Here is a 20,662-nt window from a genome sequence, read left to right on the forward strand (position 1 = left end):
TATTAATCAACATTAATAAAGAACTTATCACTATCTAAAACGCGTTCGGTATTAAAGAAAGACCCTAAGCGGCTACCTGCTCTACGATTGTCGGATACATCAATTTTTTTCACTGAGTCTCCAGTAAAGAAGCATTATGACTTTAAATCTTGGTAGGCATATCCACTATCAACCACACCAATAATCTGTTGATAATTATTTATCAAAATAAAAGACATGAGTAATAGAAGCCTTGCTACAAAAATATTTCTACTAGTTTTAGTGTGGCTTTGCATCAAGACCTATCTTCGCACTTTAATTTAAGAATCAGCGAAATTTTAGAGGTTACAGATTCCTGAGTTTAGAAGCTTGGTTATTTTCCAAATTACGAATATCTTCATTAAAATTTTATTCTTGTTCTTCTCTCAAATTTCGATATTGTTTCGGAGTCTGATTGGTCCAACGTTTAAATGCTCGAGTAAAATGAGTGACCTCTGAATAGCCCAATTTTTCTGAAATATAAGAAATACTATATTCATGATGATTTAATAATTTTTTTGCATGACGCTCTCGGACCTGATCTAACAAAATTTGAAAAGTAACCCCTTCTTTTGCTAACTGACGTTGCAACGTTCTTTCAGTTAAATGCAATTTTTCGGCAACATCTTTCATTTTAAAGAAGCCTTCTACTTCATCAAAAAGTAACTCACGCACTAAAGCCGTAAGTGGGTGTTTTTCTCCACGTTTAGCAGCTAACTTGTTTAAATCATGCTTACACTGTTCACGAGCTAAACGTGCCGCCAATGGGTCAGCCATAATTAATGGTAGTGCCAAAAAATTTTCCGAAAAAACCAAACGGTTGAATGGCTGATTAAATTGAATCTCGCATGGCAATAATTCTTGAACTTGTTCCAAGAAAGCAGGTTCAGGGTAATTTAATTCGGCTTTTATTTCTAATTTTTGTCCGGTAATGGCATTCGACATTTGAGCAAAGCCCACCATCAAAAATGTCATCCCTACAATACCCATTTTAAAGTTTGTCATGGGTTGATCTAAATATAAAAAAGCTAAATCATTTTCTATTTCAAGACGTGGTTTTAACGCTGGACAACGTAGTCCAATGAACTGTTCCATGACATTTAAAGCTTCACCCAAATTTTGTGAAACCATTGCAGCAAGACCAACCGAACCATGACAAGACACGGTCATTTGCAAGCCAAGATAAATACCTAATGCAGGCTCATTGGTCAGTTCGACTGCTCTATTTAGAAGATTATTAAAAATATTGAAATCTAAATACCAAAAGGGTTCCAACAGTTGCTCAACAGAAACTCCACTTCCTTCTAAGAGTTCTTCAGGAGATACATTTAGCTTTTGGACGACATCCGCCATAAGGCTGACATAGGTTCCAGGTAAAGACGGATTCACAATATGCTCTCTTTATTTTTCTCAATAAAATGTCGTGAAATGGTCAAAACTGTCATTTCAAGAACTATGACACATATTTCAGATTCGGCATAGTACCTCTTACTAAGTTGCCGCATTTTTATCCACTTTGTACAGGATAAAAATCTAATAAAGATTGGTGAAATATGAAAGCTCTGGTTACTGGTGGTGCTGGTTTTATTGGTTCCCACATTGTACGTACTTTACTCAATGAGAATTATGAAGTACGTGTACTGCATTTACCTCAAGAAAAATTAACCAATTTAGAAGGGTTAGATGTTGAGTTAATTGCGGGCGACATTACCGACCCAGCAAAAATGGATGAAGCAGTATCTGGTTGTGATTTGGTTTTCCATACTGCCGCAATTTATGCCTTATGGCTTCCAAAGCCTGAGCTTATGCGTAAAGTCAATGTTGAAGGAACACGAACCGTACTCAATGCTGCAAAAAAAGCTGGTGTTAAACGTGTTGTTTACACCAGTACAGGCGCATGTTTTGCAGGTCAACCAAAAGGCATTCAGGCCACCGAAACAAGTCCATTTGCTTTAGGCGCGACTGGAGATGCATACGTTTTAACAAAATTTGAAGCACATCAGGTTGCCTTACAGTTTGCCGCGGGCGGCTTAGATATTGTGATTGTCTGCCCGACAGGTCCAATTGGCCCTCAAGATATTGCCCCAACCCCGACAGGAAAACTTTTACTCACCATCGCTACCATGCCTGCCCTTGCTGTACCGGGTGCAATTAACAACATGGTTGATGTACGCGATGTAGCAAAAGGCCATGTCTTGGCCGCGCAAAAAGGTAAAAGTGGCGAGACCTATATTTTAGGTAATCAAGATCTTGACGGCGTAGCGATGGCAAAAACAGTTCATCAGCTCTTGGGCATCTGGCGCCCAGTAATGACTATTCCAAGTGTAGTTGAAGGCGTCTCATCTCAACTTGCAGGCCATGCAGCTTTGTGGGTAACAGAGCATATTACTCATAAAGCTCCTCTTGTGACCCCTTCAGCAGCCAAAATCGGTCAGCTCGGCACCTCATTTAATTGTACAAAAGCCATTCAAGAGCTTGGACTTCCTCAAACACCCATTGAAATTGCAGTACGTGATGCATTGCAGTGGTTTGCAGCCAATGGTTACGTCAAATCTCGTAGCTTGATCAAAAAAATTGAGTCAATTTCGATCTGATTTAAGTAGGCAGGATTCTACTATGAGCACATTTATTGATCATCATATTGTTGCACGGAAAGTACAGTTTGATTTTTCTCAAACACCTCGGCATTGGGTTCCAAATGATGTGTTAACGACACATGTACTGAACAGCATGCACGTTCTTTTACCTGCTGTTGAGCACTGGTTTTGTCGCCTTGCAAACAAAACGTTGCCCTATGTTGAAGATAAAAACCTGAAAGCAGATATCCGTGGTTTTATTGCCCAAGAAGCGGCCCACGCCAATGCACATAAAGGTGCAGAGATTTATTTTCAGACCCATGGCATAGATCCAACACCTTTTAAAGATTTTTTAAACTGGTTCTTTAAAGATGGCTTTATGGGCGATACTCCTTTTGGAATTTATGGCCCTTTTAAGCGCTATCCAAAACAGTGGCTCGCCTTTCGTATGGGCATTATTGCAGGGCTTGAACACTATTTTTGTTTCTTTGGTACATGGGCTTTAGATGCAGAAGGCCTAGAAGGTGCAGATCCAGCTATGCTAGATATTGTACGCTGGCACGGTGCCGAAGAAGTTGAGCATCGTACTGTTGGCTATGATGCTTATCGAGCTTTAGCTGGAGACGGCGTTAAAGGCTATTTAGGCAGACAGCTCAGCATGGGGTTTGCTTTTGCTGCAATGGTTGGGTTCTGGCTCGGTTCAACGGTCTATCTTTGTCATCTCGATGGAACCAAAGAAGCCCAAAAAATTGCTAAAAAAAATCCATTGGCTTTAGTTTGGTTATTTCAAAAAACTGCAAAGAAAAAGAAAAGTTTACCTGATCTCGGCATGATTTTGACTGCTTTAAAAGGATGGAGCAAATTGAGCTATCACCCTGAACATGATGGTGATGTCGAAAAAGCTTTAGCTTATTTAGCTCAGTCCCCAGCAGCTCAATTAGCCGTAGAGGCTTATGCCAAAGCGCTTTCTTCAAAAATGAAAAGCTGAGCAGTGCCATGATTCAGGTCGAGCAATTAACGTTAAACCGTGATGGACTCACTTTGCATGGGACTCTATATGGTGAAGCTGATGCCTCTTTGGTGATACTTATACATGGTTTTCCCGACACACCGCATAGTTGGGACCACGTATACCCTTTACTTGTAAAAGCGGGCTATCAAGTTTTTGTCCCTTGGCTGCGTGGTTACACCCAAGATTCTGTAAATCGGCAGGCACATTACGGTCTCGCCTCTGCTCTTGCAGATTTAGCAGCTTGGTTAGAACTTTTAAAAGCGAAAGGACGCTTAAAAAATAAAGCTCACCTCGTAGGACATGACTGGGGAGCTGCAATTGCAATGAGCTTTGCAAGTGGGCAATCCGAAGCTTTGCATAGCATGAGTTTGTTGGCCGTTCCTCCTATTCCAAATCTTAAGGATATTGTTAAAGCCATACCTAATTTCCCGCGTCAGCTCTACATGTCTTCTTATATGTTGCTCATGCAATCAAGATTTGCTGAACAGGTGCTATCTCGTAATAACGCAGGTTTTGTAGAAAAAATCTGGCGTAAATGGTCACCTACTTGGAATTTTACTGAGTCAGATTTTTCACCTACCCGCGCGGCTTTTCAAAATCCCGATATTGCTTGGGCAGCTACCCGCTATTACCACAACTTATTTGCAGTTTTAAATTCGGACAATCTCAGAGCAAATCGGCATTTATTAAGCCCAGTCACCACACCCACACTGGCTTTAGCTGGTTTGGACGATGGTTGTATGAATATACGGCTACATCAAGCTTTAGCCCAGACATCTTATTTCCCGCAAGGAATTGAGAGTGTCTACGTTCCCGGCTGCGGTCATTTTTTACAAGCTGAACAACCCAACATTATCACTCAGTACTTAATTCAACATTTTCAGAAGACTGATCGCTCCACTTAAGGCTGTACGCAACTCTATCAGCCAAGTCATTTATACTTTATTTCAGGATTTTTCTATGAATAAATTAGTCAAACCCTCTACCCCAACTCAACTTGTAGATGTACTTATTATTGGAGCTGGTCCCTCAGGTTTAAGTACTTGCATCAAGTTAAAAGAGCAAGGAATTAAAAACGTTGTCATTTTAGATATGGCTAGTCGTATTGGTGGCACATGGGCATTAAATGATTACCCGGGCCTATTTTGTGACGTACCGAGTGAAATGTATTCTCTTGGATTTGCTCCAAATCCAAACTGGTCGCGAACCTATGCGCCTCAAGCCGAAATTCGACAATATTTAGAAGATGTGGCTTATAAGTTTGAGATTGTGAATCAGATTAAACTTAACACCGAAGTCACTCATGCCGAATGGAATAATGGCCTAAATCGCTGGCTCATTAGCACACGTGATGGTAAAAAATATAGTGCAAAAATCTTTGTACCTGCGACAGGTTTTATTGGTGAAGCAAAAATGCCGAGCTTCCCGGGTCAAGAAAAGTTTAAAGGCACTATGTTTCACTCAGGTAAATGGAATCATGAGCATGATTTAACAGGTGAAAAAGTAGCTGTGATCGGTAGCGGCGCTTCAGCTATTCAGTTTTTACCAGCCATTCAGCCTAAAGTTGGCCATCTTTATAGTTTCCAACGTACGCCTTCATGGGTTTTACCAAAACCGGACTTTGCCGTTCCAAATATTGTAAAAGTTACATTTAAGAAAGCGCCAATTTTAGAAAAAATTATTCGTGAAAGTGCGCTGTGGAGCCTAGAACCTTCACTTCCAATTTTCATGAATGAAAACATCATGCGAAAACTGCATGCCTTAGGAAAGTTAAACATCTTTTTAGGTGTTAAAGACCCAGAAATGCGTAAGGCATTAACACCTACACATACCTTAGGTTGTAAGCGTCCAATGTTTTCTAATAACTGGTATACAGCTTTAGCCAAACCGAATGTGACTGTCCTCTTTCAGGGCTTGTCTCATATCACTGAAAATGGTGTAGTCGGTGAAGATGGGAAAGAAATTAAAGTAGATACCATTATTTTCGGTACTGGCTATGCGGTCGCAGAACCTGCGATTTATAAAATTATTAAAGGTGCAGCAGGCCGCAGTTTAAGCGAGGTATGGCAGCGTCAACCGCGTGCATATATGGGGATGTCAATTCATGGTTTCCCTAACATGTTTATGATGCTAGGTCCAAACTCTCAAAACACCGTGGGTTCAGTGATGTGGACCGCTGAGCAACAATCCGTTTATATCGCAAAAATGGTGAAGTTAATACAGCAGCAACGTCTGGACCGTATTGAAGTCAAAGCAGATGTTCAAAAACGTTTTAATGACCGTATAGATAAACGATTAGCTAAAATGCCGGTAAGACCAGATGTTTGTAAAAGCTATTATCTAGATGATGCGGGTCGTAACCATATTATTTGGCCCGAGTTTGGTTTTGTGATTAAACATAAGCTGCATCACGTCAATTTGAAAGACTACGACGCCACAACTAAAGTAATTAAAGTGGTCGCTTAATAAACCCATTCAATCTAAGTAAAAAAAGATCAAGATACCGAAGTATCTTGATCTTTTAATAAGTACGAATTAAAAACCAAACAATGAAGCAAGCCAGTTAAAGAAACTAAAAACAACGTTATCGGTAGTTTTAGGTTCAGTTGTCGGCTGTGAAGTTGTTGGTGGATTTGTTACCGGCGGTTGAGTCGTTGGCTCTACTGACGGCGGTGTAGTTGGTGGTGTTACTGCTCCAGTTTGGTTTCCGGCTGCTGACCATTTCACCAATACTTCATTGATTTGATGAGTATACTGACAGATTACAGCACCGTATTTATCAGTACCCGCAATACCGTTATTAATACCAATTAAAGTATTATCATCTGACAGCCAAGGTCCACCAGAATCCCCAGCATTCATAGAAGCGGTTGCCTTATAGTAAATCCCTCGTGCTAACGGTGAAGGACCTACATCTCGAATATTGACATATGAAGTGCCATATAAATTTTCAGGTAAGGCCGCACCCGTACTACTACGACCTAAATAAGCCGTTACATCACCACGCCCAATATTTTGCCTTGCTTCAGTTTGACTACATGCGGCTGGAATTTTGGCTACGGTTGCACCGCTATTATTATCAATAGGATGAGATAGGCGTATTAAAGCGATATCTACATCGGGAATCTCAACCCAGCCCTCATCTTTTTTAAAAGATGCTGCTTGAGCTTGAGATAAAAAACTCGCCCCATATTTCACCGTCCCACCCAGTGTATAGCCTTGATTTGCACTATCACCCCAAACTGCCGCCGTACAATGTGCCGCCGTTAAAACTACATCATTGCGAATTAATACTCCTCCACAAGTATTACCTGATGTCTGTGAGAAAAAAAGGAAAGGTTTGGTGACGGTAAATTCCAGTTTTACAAAAGAACTTGAGTTATCTGCTGCCATGACTGAAGAACTATATATAACTAATGCTAGAGCATTAATTAGTCCCCCAATATTCTTTTTATACATATTTATCTCCTTCAAATCTTTAGAAGTAATTAGGGTGTTATGACTTGTTTTTTGATAAATATTTCACAGGACTGTGATGATTTATCAGCCAGAGATTAACCACTTAGCTTCTTGAGGAGAACTTCATTTCACGACATAACTGACCATTTCACGACAATATAAAATCATTTTAATTTCTATTTATTTTTCATAAAGTTAATCTATAAAAAAATAATAAAAATTTAAGTTTTTTACTGCTTTTAATTTAGTTATCGATAACCTAATAAGTCTTTATCGAGTTGATTAAACTGCTCTTCTAAAAAATCCAGCAACCTTTTGATGGCAGGTAATAATCCTTTTCTAGAAGCATAAGCCGCATGGACAATACCGCTTGTAGGTTTCCATTCAGGTAAAACCACAATCAGTTCTTTACGCAAAATATATTCGTGAGCCATCATAATCGGTAAAGGAGCAATACCTAAGCCATGAATAACAGCCTGTAATACCCCGGTCATGTCATTCACAATTAAATCAGGGTCATGCTGGAAATGAGTTGTTCCATGCTCCTGATGATGAAGTACCCACACACTTTGTTGCTCTGCATTACCAAGCCCAATAGTTCTGAACTGATGCAATTCATCTAAAGTTTGAGGTATCGGCTGTTTAGATAAAACCCGAGGGTGCGCGACTAAACACTGATCACTGGTCACAAATTTTTTCATGACCAGACCACTATCTTTGAGTGGCGGATAGCGAACACGAAAAGCAATATCAATTCCTTCATTTAAGACATCAACATTTCGGTTGGTCACATCAATATAGATTTTTATTTTTGGGAATTGCAGCATAAATTTAGTCAGAAACTCGCCCATGTGATGATGCAATAACGCAGGCGGACAAGACACCCGAATCGTTCCACGCGGCTCTGACTGGTTTAAATCAATAAATTCTTGGGCATTTTCAGCATCGATCAAAATCGCGTGACAGTATTGATAATATTGTTGGCCGAGTTCAGTCACACTAAATTGTCTAGTGGAACGATGCAATAAACGTACACCGAGTCTTTCTTCTAAAAGTGCAACTCTTCGGCTGAGTTTAGATTTTGGAATATCGAGCGCTCTAGCGGCAGCAGAATAACCACCATATTCAACAATTTTTGCAAAGTAATATAGATCGTTTAAATCCTGCATTTCCTACCTCTTATTGTTCAAATAATAGAACACTAAAATCAAATTTTGGCAGCTTCTAGGCTCATATTTTCGTTATATCTTAATTAAACAAGAAGTGAATAACTATACAAAAACAGCTATCCCCCTGTTTTATTTAGTCATCCTTCCGACTTTAAATTTATCGAAATAAAGTGGAGCATAAAATGAGTACACCAGCAAATTTTAACGGTCAAGCACCCGTAATCGACCCAAATAATGTTGCAATGCTACTAATCGACCATCAAAGTGGCTTATTTCAAACTGTAAAAGATCTTACTGTTCCTGAGTTACGTGCAAATGTGGTTACTCTGGCTAAAGTTGCAACGCTATGTAATGTGCCAGTGATTACCACTGCTTCTGTTCCCCAAGGTCCAAATGGTCCTTTAATTCCAGAAATTCACCAGTTTGCTCCTCATGCACAATATGTTGCCCGTAAAGGTCAAATTAATGCTTGGGATAACCCTGACTTTGTTGAAGCAGTCAAAGCAACCGGTAAAAAACAACTGATTATTGCGGGTACTATTACCAGCGTATGTATGGCTTTCCCAAGTATCAGTGCAGTTGCTGAAGGTTTCCAAGTCTTTGCGGTGATTGATGCATCTGGAACATATTCAAAAATGGCTCAAGAAATTACATTAGCTCGAGTTGTACAAGCTGGTGTAGTGCCAATTGATACAGCGGCTGTGTGTTCGGAGCTACAAAAAACATGGCATCGTAGTGATGCAGCAGACTTTGCAGCAGCTTATAGTGCAATTTTCCCACCGTACCAATTGCTCATCGAAAGCTATCAAAAAGCGCAAGATGTTGTTAAAAACAATGAAATGCTAGATTCTGAAAGAACCTAATTCATCAGTTTTTCAGCTTAAATGTCCAATCTCTTACGATTGGACATTTAAAATAAATCTATTAAAACCCAAGCTGTGCTTTAGTGCGCTCTTCCAAAGCTTTTGAGTCATGTTGTTCTGGATGAAAATCTAATTTGTAATAGTCCAAATAATCTTTCCATAAAGTACTTAAAAAACCATTCCTTCCAAGAATTAATGCATTAAATTCTTTTAGGTGGAGTAACTTCCATGCGGAAAAGTGAGTTATGCCCAGATACACCGTACCCGCTGCCATTATTCCTGCCATATATAAAGTCACAAACGGCATCACAAGAAGCCGAATGAAATTGCCCCCAGAGACATCTTGATATAAATCGAAGGCCACACTTTTATGTTCGCTTTCTTCTACCGCATGCCATAACCAGATATTTTTTAAAGTTTCATTACTCGATAAACGCTCCTGCAAATCGGAACGTCTCATAATCTGCCGTGCAATAATGGCCGTAAAATGTTCAGCAGCCGAAGTAATTGCTAATTGCTGGGTTGGTGTGAAATATTTTTTCAGCCTAGCCATTAACCATTCCACATTGGCTGAAACAGGTTCGGTATCGAGTCCAGATGACTGTATAAGTTGGTTCAGATGTTCATGTTCTTTAGCATGCATCGCCTCTTGTCCAATAAAGGCTGCAATATCTTTTTGAAGTCTTTCTGTTTTAGCCTGATTTTGTAAGTTTCTTACACTATGTACAAAAAATCGCTCACCCGCAGGAAACATGGCAGACAAGGTTGCCAGCCAGTACTCTCCCCAAGGGTTATCCTTAAATAAAGTAGCTTGAGACTGATTAAAATTAAAACTCATATGGCGCACAGGAAAGTGAGCACCGCGATCAAAGACTTTAGCTAGAATTCCCATTTTTTATTCCTTCATTGTTTCATTGAATACAATTCAATGGATTTATTTTTCTATCGGTTTTGAGCTACATAAATGTACGACATCTAAATAGCTAGGCGGTTTAGGCACCTTGCCACGGCTATATAACAACTTATGCAATTTGGGAAGGCGATAATAAGGAGCGGAAGCCATCAAATGATGTTCCATATGAAAATTTACACGTATAGGTGCCACAGTCATACGGGCAATCCAACCAGCAGAAGTAGTACGAGTATTACGAAGCGTATCGGGTACAAGCTCTAAACACGCATGCTCTGCCATTGCACGAATACGTACAAATACAGTAAAAGGGATGGCATAAGCTATTATCCAAATCAGAAATAACCAAGCATGCCCCATCACAGCAAGGATGAGATATAACCCAAGATTAGTCACAAAAGTTGGCCAGAAGTCCTTGATAAAGTTGGTAACGTAACGATGCCATGGCCAACCACGCGTATCTGCCCGCTCACCTGTTGCATCAGACCACTTCAGTACGCCAGCACTCATCAAAATTCGGCCAATAAAGAACTTGATCCCTGTTAGCCCAACCAAATCACGACCAAATTTTCGAATTAAAGATTTTTTAGTCACAGGTAAAGCTTCATATATTGGGCGATCAGGATCAAAACTTGCTGTTGTATTCGCATGATGCACCATATGGTGGGCACGAAATTTATGTACATCATTCCAAATAAATTTGGCCGATGCCCAATTAGCGAATACGTCATTCATCCAGCGGCTTTTAAAGAGTGTATGGTGTGCCGCCTCGTGCATTACAATCGCCAATGCCAAATGGCGCCCCCCTAAAACCACTGTTCCTATGCATACAACAGGAATTGCGAAATACCAAGGTAAGTAGTCAATTGCCAGAGCCATGACTGTAAATGCTAAGCCAATGATTAACCATACAGAGAAAATGCACCATAATCCCCATAGATTTGAGCGCTGAGAAAATTGGCTAATCTCCTCTCGACTAAGAAAGTCACTTATACGAGTTTGTTTATCCGTAATCATCACTCGCCCTGCTCTACACTATTTAATGGGTGTTGATTGGTTTGACGATTAGACAACATATGAATAACTTGCGCATAAGTTGGCGGCTCTGGAACATGGCCACGTTCTCGTAACATCTGATGCATTTTTGGCAACTTAAAGAAAGGCACCGCCGCCATTAAATGATGTTCCATGTGATAGTTCACTCGAATGGGAGCAACAAAGGCCCGAGCCAACCATCCTGCTTTTGTGGTTCGGGTATTCGTTAAAGCATTATTGCTTATTTGAGTACCAGCATGCTCAGCCATAGACCGAATACGAATAAAAAGTGGAAATGGCGTTAAATAAGCAAGAGGCCAAAGTAAATATAATTCTGGACGACCAAAAGCCCATAAAATGCCAAAGATGGAAGCATTAGCAATAATTGCCTTACTACTATTTTTAAGAAATACCTTTGGATAGTCATACCACTGACGGTTTTCACGCGGTAACCAAGTTAAGTCATTCGCAACCGTCCATTTCAAAACTTCAGCATCCATCAAAATACGGCCCACAGTAAATTTAAAACCTGTAATACCAACTAAATCACGTAAAAATTTACGAGTTAAAGACGTTTTCGTGGTTGGAAAGCCTGCGACTAATGTTAAGTCAGGATCTTCTGGTGTTGATGTTTTGGCATGATGACGTGTGTGGTGAGCCCGATATTTATGTACGTCATTCCAGATTGGGCGTGCACATAACCAATCGACCAGATAATCATTCATCCATTTTGTTTTAAACAAGCTATTGTGTGAGGCGTCATGCATCAATATTGCCAAGGCTAATTGGCGTCCAGCCAATACAGCCAATGCTGCTAAACAAATCAGCAATTTACCCCACCAAGGTAAATAACTCCAAGTTAGTCCAACACCTGCAAAAGTTGCTCCAATTACGGCCCACGTAGAACCTACTGCCCACAAACCATGTATATCCGAAGGCTCAGTAAGCTCTTTAATTTCTTCACGACTAAATAACTCAGTCACACTCACACGCGTATTCATCTTTTTTTTCTCCTAAGCGGGATTGAGAAGACTTAATTCATTTCACAAATTAAACTTTATTATAAAATATGAAATATTTCTATTATTTTTATAAAATTTATTTTTTGTAATATTAAAATTAAAGAAAAAGAAAACTTAAGGATATATTTTTCATATCCTTATTCATTTGTAATCAAATAAAACTAACTTTACTGAAAAGACTTAAGTAACTAATTTATTAGAATATTAAAGAGATTTCTTATAATTTTGATTGGTTCATTTCTTTAATAACATTAGGTATACCGTCTCTATGAAATGCTTCAAATGGTATTGATTTTTCATGGTCAATCAATGGAAAGAAAGGTGAAACTAAAGATGCTCCCCCATCAATTCTGACGTTCATCCCTGTTATAAAAGAAGCTGCTGGCGACAGTAAAAAACACATTAAAGCTGAGACCTCTGATTCTGTAGCCATTCGTTTTAAAGGGATTTTTGAAGACACTGTAGGGATCATGGCCTTCATGCCATCTTTATAAGAGTCGAGACCTGAGGCCATTACCCAACCTGGTGCAACAGCATTAACTCTTACCCCAGCTCTAGCCCATTCGAGTGCTGAAGTCTTAGTAAGGTTATCGATACCAGCACGAGCAGCTCCAGAGTGTCCCATACTCGGTAAACCACTCCACATATCTATTGTCATATTCACAATACTACCGCCCGTTTTCACCATACTTTGATTAAAAACTTCTCTCATCATAAGAAAAGTACCCAGCAAGGTATTGCGGATTACACTATCAAAAGCATTAGCAGACATAGTTTCAAGAAATGCAGGGAATTGACCACCTGCGTTATTGACTAATCCATTAATCTGGCCGAATTCTTCAACAATAGAACTAACTGTTTGTTTTACTTTCTCTTCATCACGATTATCACATACTCGATAAGATGCCTTACCTCCATCTTCAATAATTTCTTGTTTTACTTGTTGTAGTTTTTCTTCGGTCCTACCTGTAAGAATGACTTGCGCACCTAAGGAAGCCAATTCATGAGCAGTACACCAGCCAATACCCGAACCGCCTCCAGTTACTATAATTATCTGATCTTTAAAAATATCCTTTGCTAAAGCTGATTGATATAAAGGCATATCCATACTCCTGTAATCATGCTCTTCTATTAATTAAGAATTTTAGGAGTTACATCCGCAACGGCGGGTAATTCTAAATTTAATAAGCTCGTTGCGGCTGTACCAAAAGTTAGTTCATGTAACTGTTTCCATAATCTTTGCCCAACTTCATCTAACTTTTTAACATCTGCAGTAAATTGCTCCCTTGCCTCAACATTTACAAAAGGTTCAGGGAGTAAAGGATCATTCATTAATAAAGAAATTGTCTGGCGGCCCAGCAATAACGATTCTCTTGCAGCATCCTCAAGGCCTAAAGCAGGTACTCGACTGAGCCAATGCTGAATAATATGGCTATATTTTTCATAATTTTTATTTAAGTTTTCGGTTTGCCATAAATCTTTAATCATCCCTGTCGTAATCTGATCAAAGGAATTGATATGGCACATCTTGGCTCCTGACTCCAAGCCTATAGATTTCATATGCTCTAGCATGTCTTCCAAAGAAATAACCAAGTTATCTGGTCGAATATATACACTTGGTTCAAGTTCACGAAATCCGTATTTTTTAAGTGCTCTTTCTCTTCTTTTTAAAGCTGTACGGTCAACACGCCCCAATGTTCCTGTAAGAACACATAAATACTTTTGATTCCAAGCTTTTGTTTCTTTTAAACCTGCTCTTCGGTTTAACATTACATCTGCCCATTCAAGAGATTGCTCACTTAACTGATAAAAGCCTCTTTCAGCAGAAACAATGACCCCTTCACTAGCTAAACGGGTGACAGCAACTCTTATTCCGTTTTCACTAATTCCAAACAGCTTTGCAGCAAGGATCATTTCTTTAATTGAAATTATTTTACCTTCTGAAGCCAGTAACAGATCTGTAATTAAAGTACGTGCATTAATTTTCTGTGTAGTCATCTCATTTCCAGATCGAAAAATTTAAAATTTGTGAGCGCTCTAAACATCAGAATAAAGCTTACCACAATATTACATTTTTTTATTTTTATTTTTATTAATGAAATAAATCACTCATCAAAGCTTTACGAAAAACGTTCTAGGAGAAATCTAATTTTTTAATTATAAAAAAGATGCTTAAGCCATCTCACCTAAGCATCTTTTTAAAGCTAGTTAGCCACTTACATACCATTCATTTAGACAAGGATCTGATGGTTGTCCCATAAAGTATTTAAAGTAGTGTTGACATTATTTAAGGTTAAAAAAGAGGTACTGTTATAAGCAGTTCCTGCACCATCTCGGTCAATATTTAAAATACTGTTATTTCCATTGAGGTCTAATGAGAGATAAGAAAAAATAGAGTTTACAGTACTGCCATTAGCGTAATTGATGAGCAGTTCACTAATATCAATTTTGTCGGCTTCACTGTCGGTTAAGGTATTGCCTACTTTAAAGTCTTTCCAAACATCAGCTCCGTTACCACCCGTTACATCGTTTGTATTTAATAGTTTATATAAAGCAGTGTCAGAGCCTAAACCACCAATCAAGGTATCGTTATCTTTTCCACCATTTAAAATGTCATGACCCGCACCGCCATTTAAAACATCATTGTTAGTACCACCACTTAAAATGTTATTACCACTGTTCCCAACAATCGTATTTCCATTTCCATTACCCGTTCCATCAATGTTGTCTGTTCCCAACAGATTCAAATTATTTAGCGCGTTTCCGCTATCTAACGCATAACTCACAGTTGAGTTAACGGTCTCAAATCCTTCGTTAATCTTCTCGATAATGACATCATTTACGTTATCAACATAATAGATGTCATCACCCAAACCTCCAATCAACGTATCAATCCCAATTCCGCCATCTAAAGTGTCATTGCCAGCCCCACCATCTAAGGTGTCGTTTCCAGCTCCACCATTCAATGTGTCATTTCCGGCATATCCATTTAAAATGTTATTACCTGCATTACCAATGATGACATTATTCAGCGCATTTCCATTGCCGTTTAAATTATCCGCGCCATTTAAAGTGAGGTTTTCTAGGTTATCTCCTAAGGTATAATTTATATCGGAGATTACTTTATCATTCCCCTCACTAGTATTCTCTACAATGCTATCGCCTACATTGTCTACATAATAAGTATCGTCACCCGTTCCACCAATCAGGCTATCTGCACCTTTTCCTCCATCAAGTGTGTCATTTCCAGCACCGCCCAATAGAACATCGTCTCCCCAATTTCCTTTTAAAGTGTCGTTGCCAGCGCCACCTTCAAGTCGGTTAGATAAATTGTTCCCAACTAAAATATCATCGTAAGCGCCTCCAATTGCATTTTCGATTTGAGTGCCAAGATTAATGCTTAGTTGGTTTGCACTCGATATATGAGAAGATTTTTCACCAATATAACTCCAGCCGCCCTGATTAAGATCGATGGTAGCGGCTTGTGTAGCGTTACTTGCATTGATTATATCTACGCCTGCACCATCCCATATTAAAACGCCTTTAGTGCTATCAAACACATAGCTATCATTACCTGCACGCGCAGAACTATTCACCCCATATATCGCTTGCAAAGCAGCAACATCAAACGGTGCAAAAGAGCCATCATATGACATACCAGTACGGTCATACGACATGACTGACCATTTACGCGTGTCTTCTTCTTTTGAGAAACTATCAATAGTGGAACCTTCAAAAGTATGGCGTAGCCCTAAAGCATGCCCCAACTCATGCGGATAACTCGCAGTTACCCAAGTACCCGCTGGGTCAAACCAAAAATCAGGGCCAAACGCCACATCTGAACCAACAAAAGCTCCGCTTGGATACTGTGCATAAGCCGTAGCCGCAGTGCTATTGCGGTATGCAGCAACAGTATTAAGCTGCGATGCATTGTCCGTTAAAGTAAAAGTTAATGCTGAAAACTCAGAAGCTTTCTGATAAACCTGAGTCATAAAGTCTTGCTGAGCTTGGCTAAAAGGACTCCACCATGCAGGTGCTTGACCATTTGCATCGAGTAGGTAATCAGGTGCGGTTGAAGGGAAAATATACTTAAAGTCTGGATTACTATTTGTTGTGGCAACAAGCGCGCGTACCCAGTAATTCACTCCAACCGTCGTATCTAGTTGGGCACGATCAATCGTCACGCCATCGGCAAATTGAATACTAAAGTTTTTATTATTGCTGGCAAGATAGCCAGTTAACTTAACAATATCACTATCGCTGTACTGGATATTTAAAGTTGTTTTATCAAAACTATATTGTACATCGGTAGATTTAACATCTGTAAACACAATCGTGTTGTTACCCGAATAATCTCCATTAATTGTATCTATCCCATCTCCTAAAGAAAAACGGTAAGTATCGTCACCTTCGCGCCCATTTAATGTGTCATTACCTTTACCTCCAGTGATCACATCATTTGGAAGAGTGCCCGAAAAGTTATCGGCGTTATCTGTCCCATTCCAGGTTGCAGTTTTTCCTGTTAGAAACTGCTGATAGGTTTGGACCACGCCATCTGAAAGAATGTAGTTGTTAATGTAGGCTTTTAACGTGATGCTATCCGTTGCTGAATAATTAATGACTAACTCATTATTAGCGTTAGTTGTGAATGTAATATCTTTTGCAGAAACATCGGTAATTTGGATAGTATTTTTACCCGAATAATCGTTAATGGTATCGTTACCATCTCCTTTGCTAAATTGATAAGTATCATCACCACTTCCTGATGCTAACCAATCGTTTCCAGTTCCACCTACAGTTAAGTCATTACCTGTTCCACCATATAACCTATCATCGCCAGCACCACCATTTAACGTATCATTCCCCGCGTTTCCGTTTAAAGTGTCATTACCTTCAAGGCCATTGATAATGTCATTGGATGCAAAGCCATTAATCGTTTCATTGCCTTTGGTACCAGTGAGTGTAATTGTTTTATTTGTAAGTAATTGATCGAGTGTGGCGGTTGTACCATCTAAAAATTTAAAGTTACTTACATTCCCTTCAATTAATACTGCATCAGTATCAGAGTATTTGACTTCTAAATTACTTCCATTGCCTTGTATAGATAGGTCTGCCAAATTACTCGCCATAAACTGAATCGTGTTATTTCCACTATAGTCAGTGACTTTATCTATTCCGTCCCCTTTGCTGAATTGATAAATATCGTCTCCTACTCCACCAAATAGACGATCATTTCCCGCACCACTACTTATTTGATCGACTGAATTTGTGCCTACAATCCACTCACTGTTTGCAGTAGAAATGTTTAGACCATTACCCCCACTTGTAAATAAAACCTGTTTTTCGACCCCATCACTGAAAATCATGCGAGCTTTAGCAAGAGAATTAAAATTAAGTGAATAGTAAGTTCCTGAATAATTAGTGACATATAAGACATTATTTATATATTCAATTTGCCTAATATCATTTGAAGTAAAATTATCGAACTTTAGCCATAAACCGTTTTGATCATTGCCATAAGTTACCATTGAAGTTTCCTTTTTTTTGTTATTGGAAAAGGAAATATTATTTAATTCTTCTTAATAGAAGAACTTCTTTGGACGACAAAAATTACCATTTAGCGACATATTTTGTTTTAAGCTCTTAACAATCAAAAAAGATTTAAACACTTCTTCTTAATACTTAAATCAAATCCCTCGATTATCTAAAGCAATAAAAAAGCCCTAAACCATATAGTTTAGGGCTTTTTCAGTCATATAAAGCTATTCGAGTTTATATGACTTTAAATCTTGGTAGGCATATCCAGACTCGAACTGGAGACCTCTACGATGTCAACGTAGCGCTCTAACCAACTGAGCTATACGCCTAAGATGGAAAGCATCATATTCATTTTTCAAAAGCAAAACAAGTGATTTACCAGTGAAAAAAATACAAATGAGCAGACTTTGAGCAAACTCTTTTTCATTTCCCAAAAAGTAAAACGGTACATGGTTCAACCACATACCGTCTTTGTTTAGCCAAATATCAAGGTCAACTTAACAAGGGCACTTCTTCAAAGTACCACCTGCAGATGGGTATCTTGCATCAACACAATGTCGATAGAAAGTTTGTGCATCCATAGGTGTTAAATCTGGATGATGGGCTTTCATATGCTCCAGATACGTTTGATAGTCCGGCACACCAACCATGAGTCGGAAGCTTTGCTGTAAACGCTGCCATAAGGTTGCGATACGTGACCAGTTCTTTGGAGAGAGTAATATCTCTTTTTGCGAAAGCACGGTCATTTTGATGATTTTCGCAATAATGACAGTACCATTTTTTGCAAATTTAAAATTCATCTTTATTCTCCTCGAGTGGTAACCACTTCAGGATCGGTATATACCGCAGGCGCTTCATTTACAGTCGGTGTTGGACTTGCTAAAGCACGACGAACAATACCAATTGAGGCAATAATCATGACAATCGATACAATCATAAAGAAGCCACAAAGTGCAGCATTAATCTGGTTCGACATCACAATAGTTTGCATTTCGGCAATGGTTTTTGCAGGCTTAAGAATTTCACCACGAGCAATCGCATCGGAGAACTTATGTGCTTGAGCCAAGAAACCGATTTTCGGGTTTTCGTGGAAAATCTTCTGCCACCCTGCTGTCATACAGGTAATGAACAAGAAAATGGTTGGAATGATTGTCACCCACACATACTTCTCTTTTTTCATTTTGAACAGAATCACTGTACCCAAAATGAGTGCCATCGAAGCCAACATTTGGTTACCCACACCAAATAGAGGCCATAATGAGTTGACGCCGCCAAGTGGGTCAATCACACCTTGATAGACGAAGAAGCCCCATCCACCTACCGCAACGGCTGTACCTAACAAGTTACCAAAGAATGAACCTGAAGATTTAACCGCCGGAATAACAATACCAACCGTGTCTTGCACCATAAAACGACAAGCACGTGTTCCTGCATCTACCGCAGTTAAAATGAACAATGCTTCAAATAAAATCGCAAAGTGGTACCAGAATGCCATCATGGCACGGCTATTAAAGATTTCAGAAATGATATGAGCCATACCAATAGCAAAGGTAGGCGCACCACCTGTACGTGAAAGGATTGAGCTTTCACCCACTTCTTGAGCTAAAACCGTCAACATTTCAGGCGTAACCACAAAGCCTAAATTACGTACAGCTTCCGCCGCAGATTCTACGGTTGTACCGAGCACTGCTGCTGGCGCATTAATCGCGAAGTACACACCTGGGTCTAATACTGTCGCACAGATCATCGCCATGATCCCGACAAAAGACTCCATAAGCATACCGCCGTAACCGATCATGCGGATATTAACTTCGTTATCAACAAGTTTTGGTGTCGTACCACTCGATACCAGCGCATGGAAACCAGAAATGGCACCACAGGCAATGGTAATAAATAAGAACGGGAATAAGCTACCTGAGAAAACTGGACCTGTACCGTCAATAAAATGGGTAACAGCAGGCATTTTAAGGTCAGGCAATGCAATCACAATACCGACTGCCAAACCAAGAATAACCCCGATTTTAAGGAAAGTAGATAAATAATCACGTGGTGCTAATAGCAACCAAACTGGTAGTACCGATGCGATAAAACCATAAATAATGAGGCACCAAGTGAGCTGTGTTCCAGTTAAAGTGAAGAATTCACCCCAATATGGATCTGCGGCAACATGTCCACCATATACAATTGCCAGCATCATTAAAACGAAGCCAATAATTGAAACTTCTGCAATACGTCCCGGACGAATGAAGCGCATGTAAACGCCCATGAACAATGCAATTGGAATAGTGGCTGCAATACTAAAGACACCCCACGGACTATGTGCAAGTGCTTTCACAACAACTAAAGCCAATACCGCAAGGATAATAATCATTACCCCAAGTGCGCCCAACATGACCACAATACCGGCAAAAGGACCAAGCTCCTGCTTTGCCATTTCACCCAGTGAACGGCCATCACGGCGTGTTGATATAAATAAAACTAGAAAGTCTTGTACCGCACCCGCCAGAACCACACCAACCAATAACCAGATGGTGCCCGGTAAAAAGCCCATTTGTGCAGCCAAAATCGGCCCAACTAATGGCCCTGCGCCGGCAATCGCGGCAAAGTGGTGTCCAAACAGTACATACTTATTTGTTGGCACATAGTCTAAGCCATCGGCTAAACGATGTGCAGGAGTTAACCGTCTCGGGTTTAATTCAAATACTTTAGTTGCAATAAATAGACTATAAAATCGATATGCGATGCTATACACACATGCAGCTGCCAGTACCAACCATACTGCATTAACATGTTCACCACGACTTAGCGCCAGCATCCCGAAAGAAATAGCACCTATAATTGCTACTAGGCTCCAGACCAATTTGGAGGGAAGCGTAGATTTCGCTTGCATTGTGTCCATTCTTAACCTCTCAATAAATAATTACAGCAGTTTTATATTGTTATGTACTGTTCTCTGCTCAATCCTTGTGACTCTACTCCTCCTTTGTTCTTTTTCCTCTTATACTTTCGCATAAAAAAAGGGATGATTGACATCATCCCTTCGATAATAGTTTATTTTTT

The 20,662-nt window shown here is 39.5% G+C and carries 16 protein-coding genes, 1 tRNA gene and 1 pseudogene; 5 read left to right on the forward strand and 13 right to left on the reverse strand.

What is annotated here, in order from left to right; genetic code table 11:
- Positions 1 to 2 precede the first annotated feature (2 nt).
- Together MKL36_RS09480 and MKL36_RS09485 are read right to left on the reverse strand one after the other, a co-directional pair.
- Positions 3 to 125: pseudogene (locus MKL36_RS09480) on the reverse strand (NucA/NucB deoxyribonuclease domain-containing protein); the annotation flags it as partial.
- Positions 126 to 387: 262 nt separating this feature from the next.
- Positions 388 to 1,407, reverse strand: a complete 1,020-nt coding sequence (locus MKL36_RS09485) for an AraC family transcriptional regulator (RefSeq protein ID WP_001069952.1) — start codon at positions 1,405 to 1,407, stop codon at positions 388 to 390.
- Positions 1,408 to 1,571: 164 nt separating this feature from the next.
- Between MKL36_RS09485 and MKL36_RS09490 the strand changes: the two genes are divergently transcribed.
- Genes MKL36_RS09490 through MKL36_RS09505 form a run of 4 tightly spaced genes read left to right on the forward strand, consistent with a single transcriptional unit; the run spans position 1,572 to position 6,072 of the window.
- Positions 1,572 to 2,612: an NAD-dependent epimerase/dehydratase family protein gene (locus tag MKL36_RS09490; RefSeq protein ID WP_021511027.1), complete on the forward strand. Its 1,041-nt coding sequence runs from the start codon at positions 1,572 to 1,574 to the stop codon at positions 2,610 to 2,612.
- A 22-nt stretch (positions 2,613 to 2,634) separates the two neighbouring features.
- A complete protein-coding gene (locus MKL36_RS09495; protein WP_021511028.1) occupies positions 2,635 to 3,582 on the forward strand; it encodes a metal-dependent hydrolase in 948 nt (315 codons plus the stop codon).
- 8 nt (positions 3,583 to 3,590) lie between these two features.
- Positions 3,591 to 4,511 (forward strand): alpha/beta fold hydrolase, encoded by a 921-nt coding sequence (locus MKL36_RS09500; RefSeq protein WP_021511029.1) that lies wholly within the window; start codon positions 3,591 to 3,593, stop codon positions 4,509 to 4,511.
- Between the two features lie 55 nt (positions 4,512 to 4,566).
- A complete protein-coding gene (locus MKL36_RS09505) occupies positions 4,567 to 6,072 on the forward strand; it encodes a flavin-containing monooxygenase (RefSeq protein ID WP_001038285.1) in 1,506 nt (501 codons plus the stop codon).
- Between the two features lie 69 nt (positions 6,073 to 6,141).
- Here MKL36_RS09505 and MKL36_RS09510 read toward each other — a convergent pair whose 3' ends face one another.
- Both MKL36_RS09510 and MKL36_RS09515 read right to left on the reverse strand, forming a co-directional pair.
- Positions 6,142 to 7,065 carry a trypsin-like serine protease gene (locus tag MKL36_RS09510; RefSeq protein WP_021511030.1) on the reverse strand — a complete coding sequence of 308 codons (924 nt, stop codon included), beginning with the start codon at positions 7,063 to 7,065 and terminating at the stop codon, positions 6,142 to 6,144.
- Between the two features lie 248 nt (positions 7,066 to 7,313).
- Complete coding sequence (locus tag MKL36_RS09515) at positions 7,314 to 8,234, reverse strand: LysR substrate-binding domain-containing protein (RefSeq protein WP_001153333.1); 921 nt, start codon at positions 8,232 to 8,234, stop codon at positions 7,314 to 7,316.
- Positions 8,235 to 8,416: 182 nt separating this feature from the next.
- Here MKL36_RS09515 and MKL36_RS09520 point away from each other — a divergent pair, with 182 nt between their 5' ends.
- Positions 8,417 to 9,097, forward strand: coding sequence for a hydrolase (locus tag MKL36_RS09520; RefSeq protein WP_000106450.1), 681 nt, complete (start codon positions 8,417 to 8,419; stop codon positions 9,095 to 9,097).
- A gap of 61 nt (positions 9,098 to 9,158) precedes the next feature.
- On the opposite strand, the gene MKL36_RS09525 is transcribed toward MKL36_RS09520, so the two are convergent.
- The 9 genes from MKL36_RS09525 to MKL36_RS09565 form a co-directional block, all read right to left on the reverse strand.
- Positions 9,159 to 9,989: a metal-dependent hydrolase gene (locus MKL36_RS09525; RefSeq protein ID WP_000511746.1), complete on the reverse strand. Its 831-nt coding sequence runs from the start codon at positions 9,987 to 9,989 to the stop codon at positions 9,159 to 9,161.
- 42 nt (positions 9,990 to 10,031) lie between these two features.
- Complete coding sequence (locus tag MKL36_RS09530) at positions 10,032 to 11,024, reverse strand: fatty acid desaturase family protein (protein ID WP_021511031.1); 993 nt, start codon at positions 11,022 to 11,024, stop codon at positions 10,032 to 10,034.
- Positions 11,024 to 12,043 (reverse strand): fatty acid desaturase family protein, encoded by a 1,020-nt coding sequence (locus MKL36_RS09535; protein WP_001097599.1) that lies wholly within the window; start codon positions 12,041 to 12,043, stop codon positions 11,024 to 11,026. The genes MKL36_RS09530 and MKL36_RS09535 overlap by 1 nt, the downstream gene beginning before the upstream one ends.
- Positions 12,044 to 12,281: 238 nt before the next feature.
- A complete protein-coding gene (locus MKL36_RS09540) occupies positions 12,282 to 13,166 on the reverse strand; it encodes an SDR family oxidoreductase (RefSeq protein ID WP_021511032.1) in 885 nt (294 codons plus the stop codon).
- A gap of 29 nt (positions 13,167 to 13,195) precedes the next feature.
- Positions 13,196 to 14,062 (reverse strand): PaaX family transcriptional regulator C-terminal domain-containing protein, encoded by an 867-nt coding sequence (locus tag MKL36_RS09545; RefSeq protein ID WP_000211449.1) that lies wholly within the window; start codon positions 14,060 to 14,062, stop codon positions 13,196 to 13,198.
- A gap of 233 nt (positions 14,063 to 14,295) precedes the next feature.
- Positions 14,296 to 17,592: a M10 family metallopeptidase C-terminal domain-containing protein gene (locus tag MKL36_RS09550; RefSeq protein ID WP_021511033.1), complete on the reverse strand. Its 3,297-nt coding sequence runs from the start codon at positions 17,590 to 17,592 to the stop codon at positions 14,296 to 14,298.
- 262 nt (positions 17,593 to 17,854) lie between these two features.
- A tRNA-Val gene (locus MKL36_RS09555) sits at positions 17,855 to 17,931 on the reverse strand.
- A 168-nt stretch (positions 17,932 to 18,099) separates the two neighbouring features.
- Positions 18,100 to 18,402, reverse strand: a complete 303-nt coding sequence (locus MKL36_RS09560) for a YbdD/YjiX family protein (protein ID WP_001009533.1) — start codon at positions 18,400 to 18,402, stop codon at positions 18,100 to 18,102.
- Between the two features lie 2 nt (positions 18,403 to 18,404).
- Complete coding sequence (locus MKL36_RS09565; RefSeq protein WP_000380470.1) at positions 18,405 to 20,501, reverse strand: carbon starvation CstA family protein; 2,097 nt, start codon at positions 20,499 to 20,501, stop codon at positions 18,405 to 18,407.
- Positions 20,502 to 20,662 lie beyond the last annotated feature (161 nt).

The organism is Acinetobacter sp. AOR12_HL (assembly GCF_027855275.1).
Taxonomy (GTDB): domain Bacteria; phylum Pseudomonadota; class Gammaproteobacteria; order Pseudomonadales; family Moraxellaceae; genus Acinetobacter; species Acinetobacter baumannii.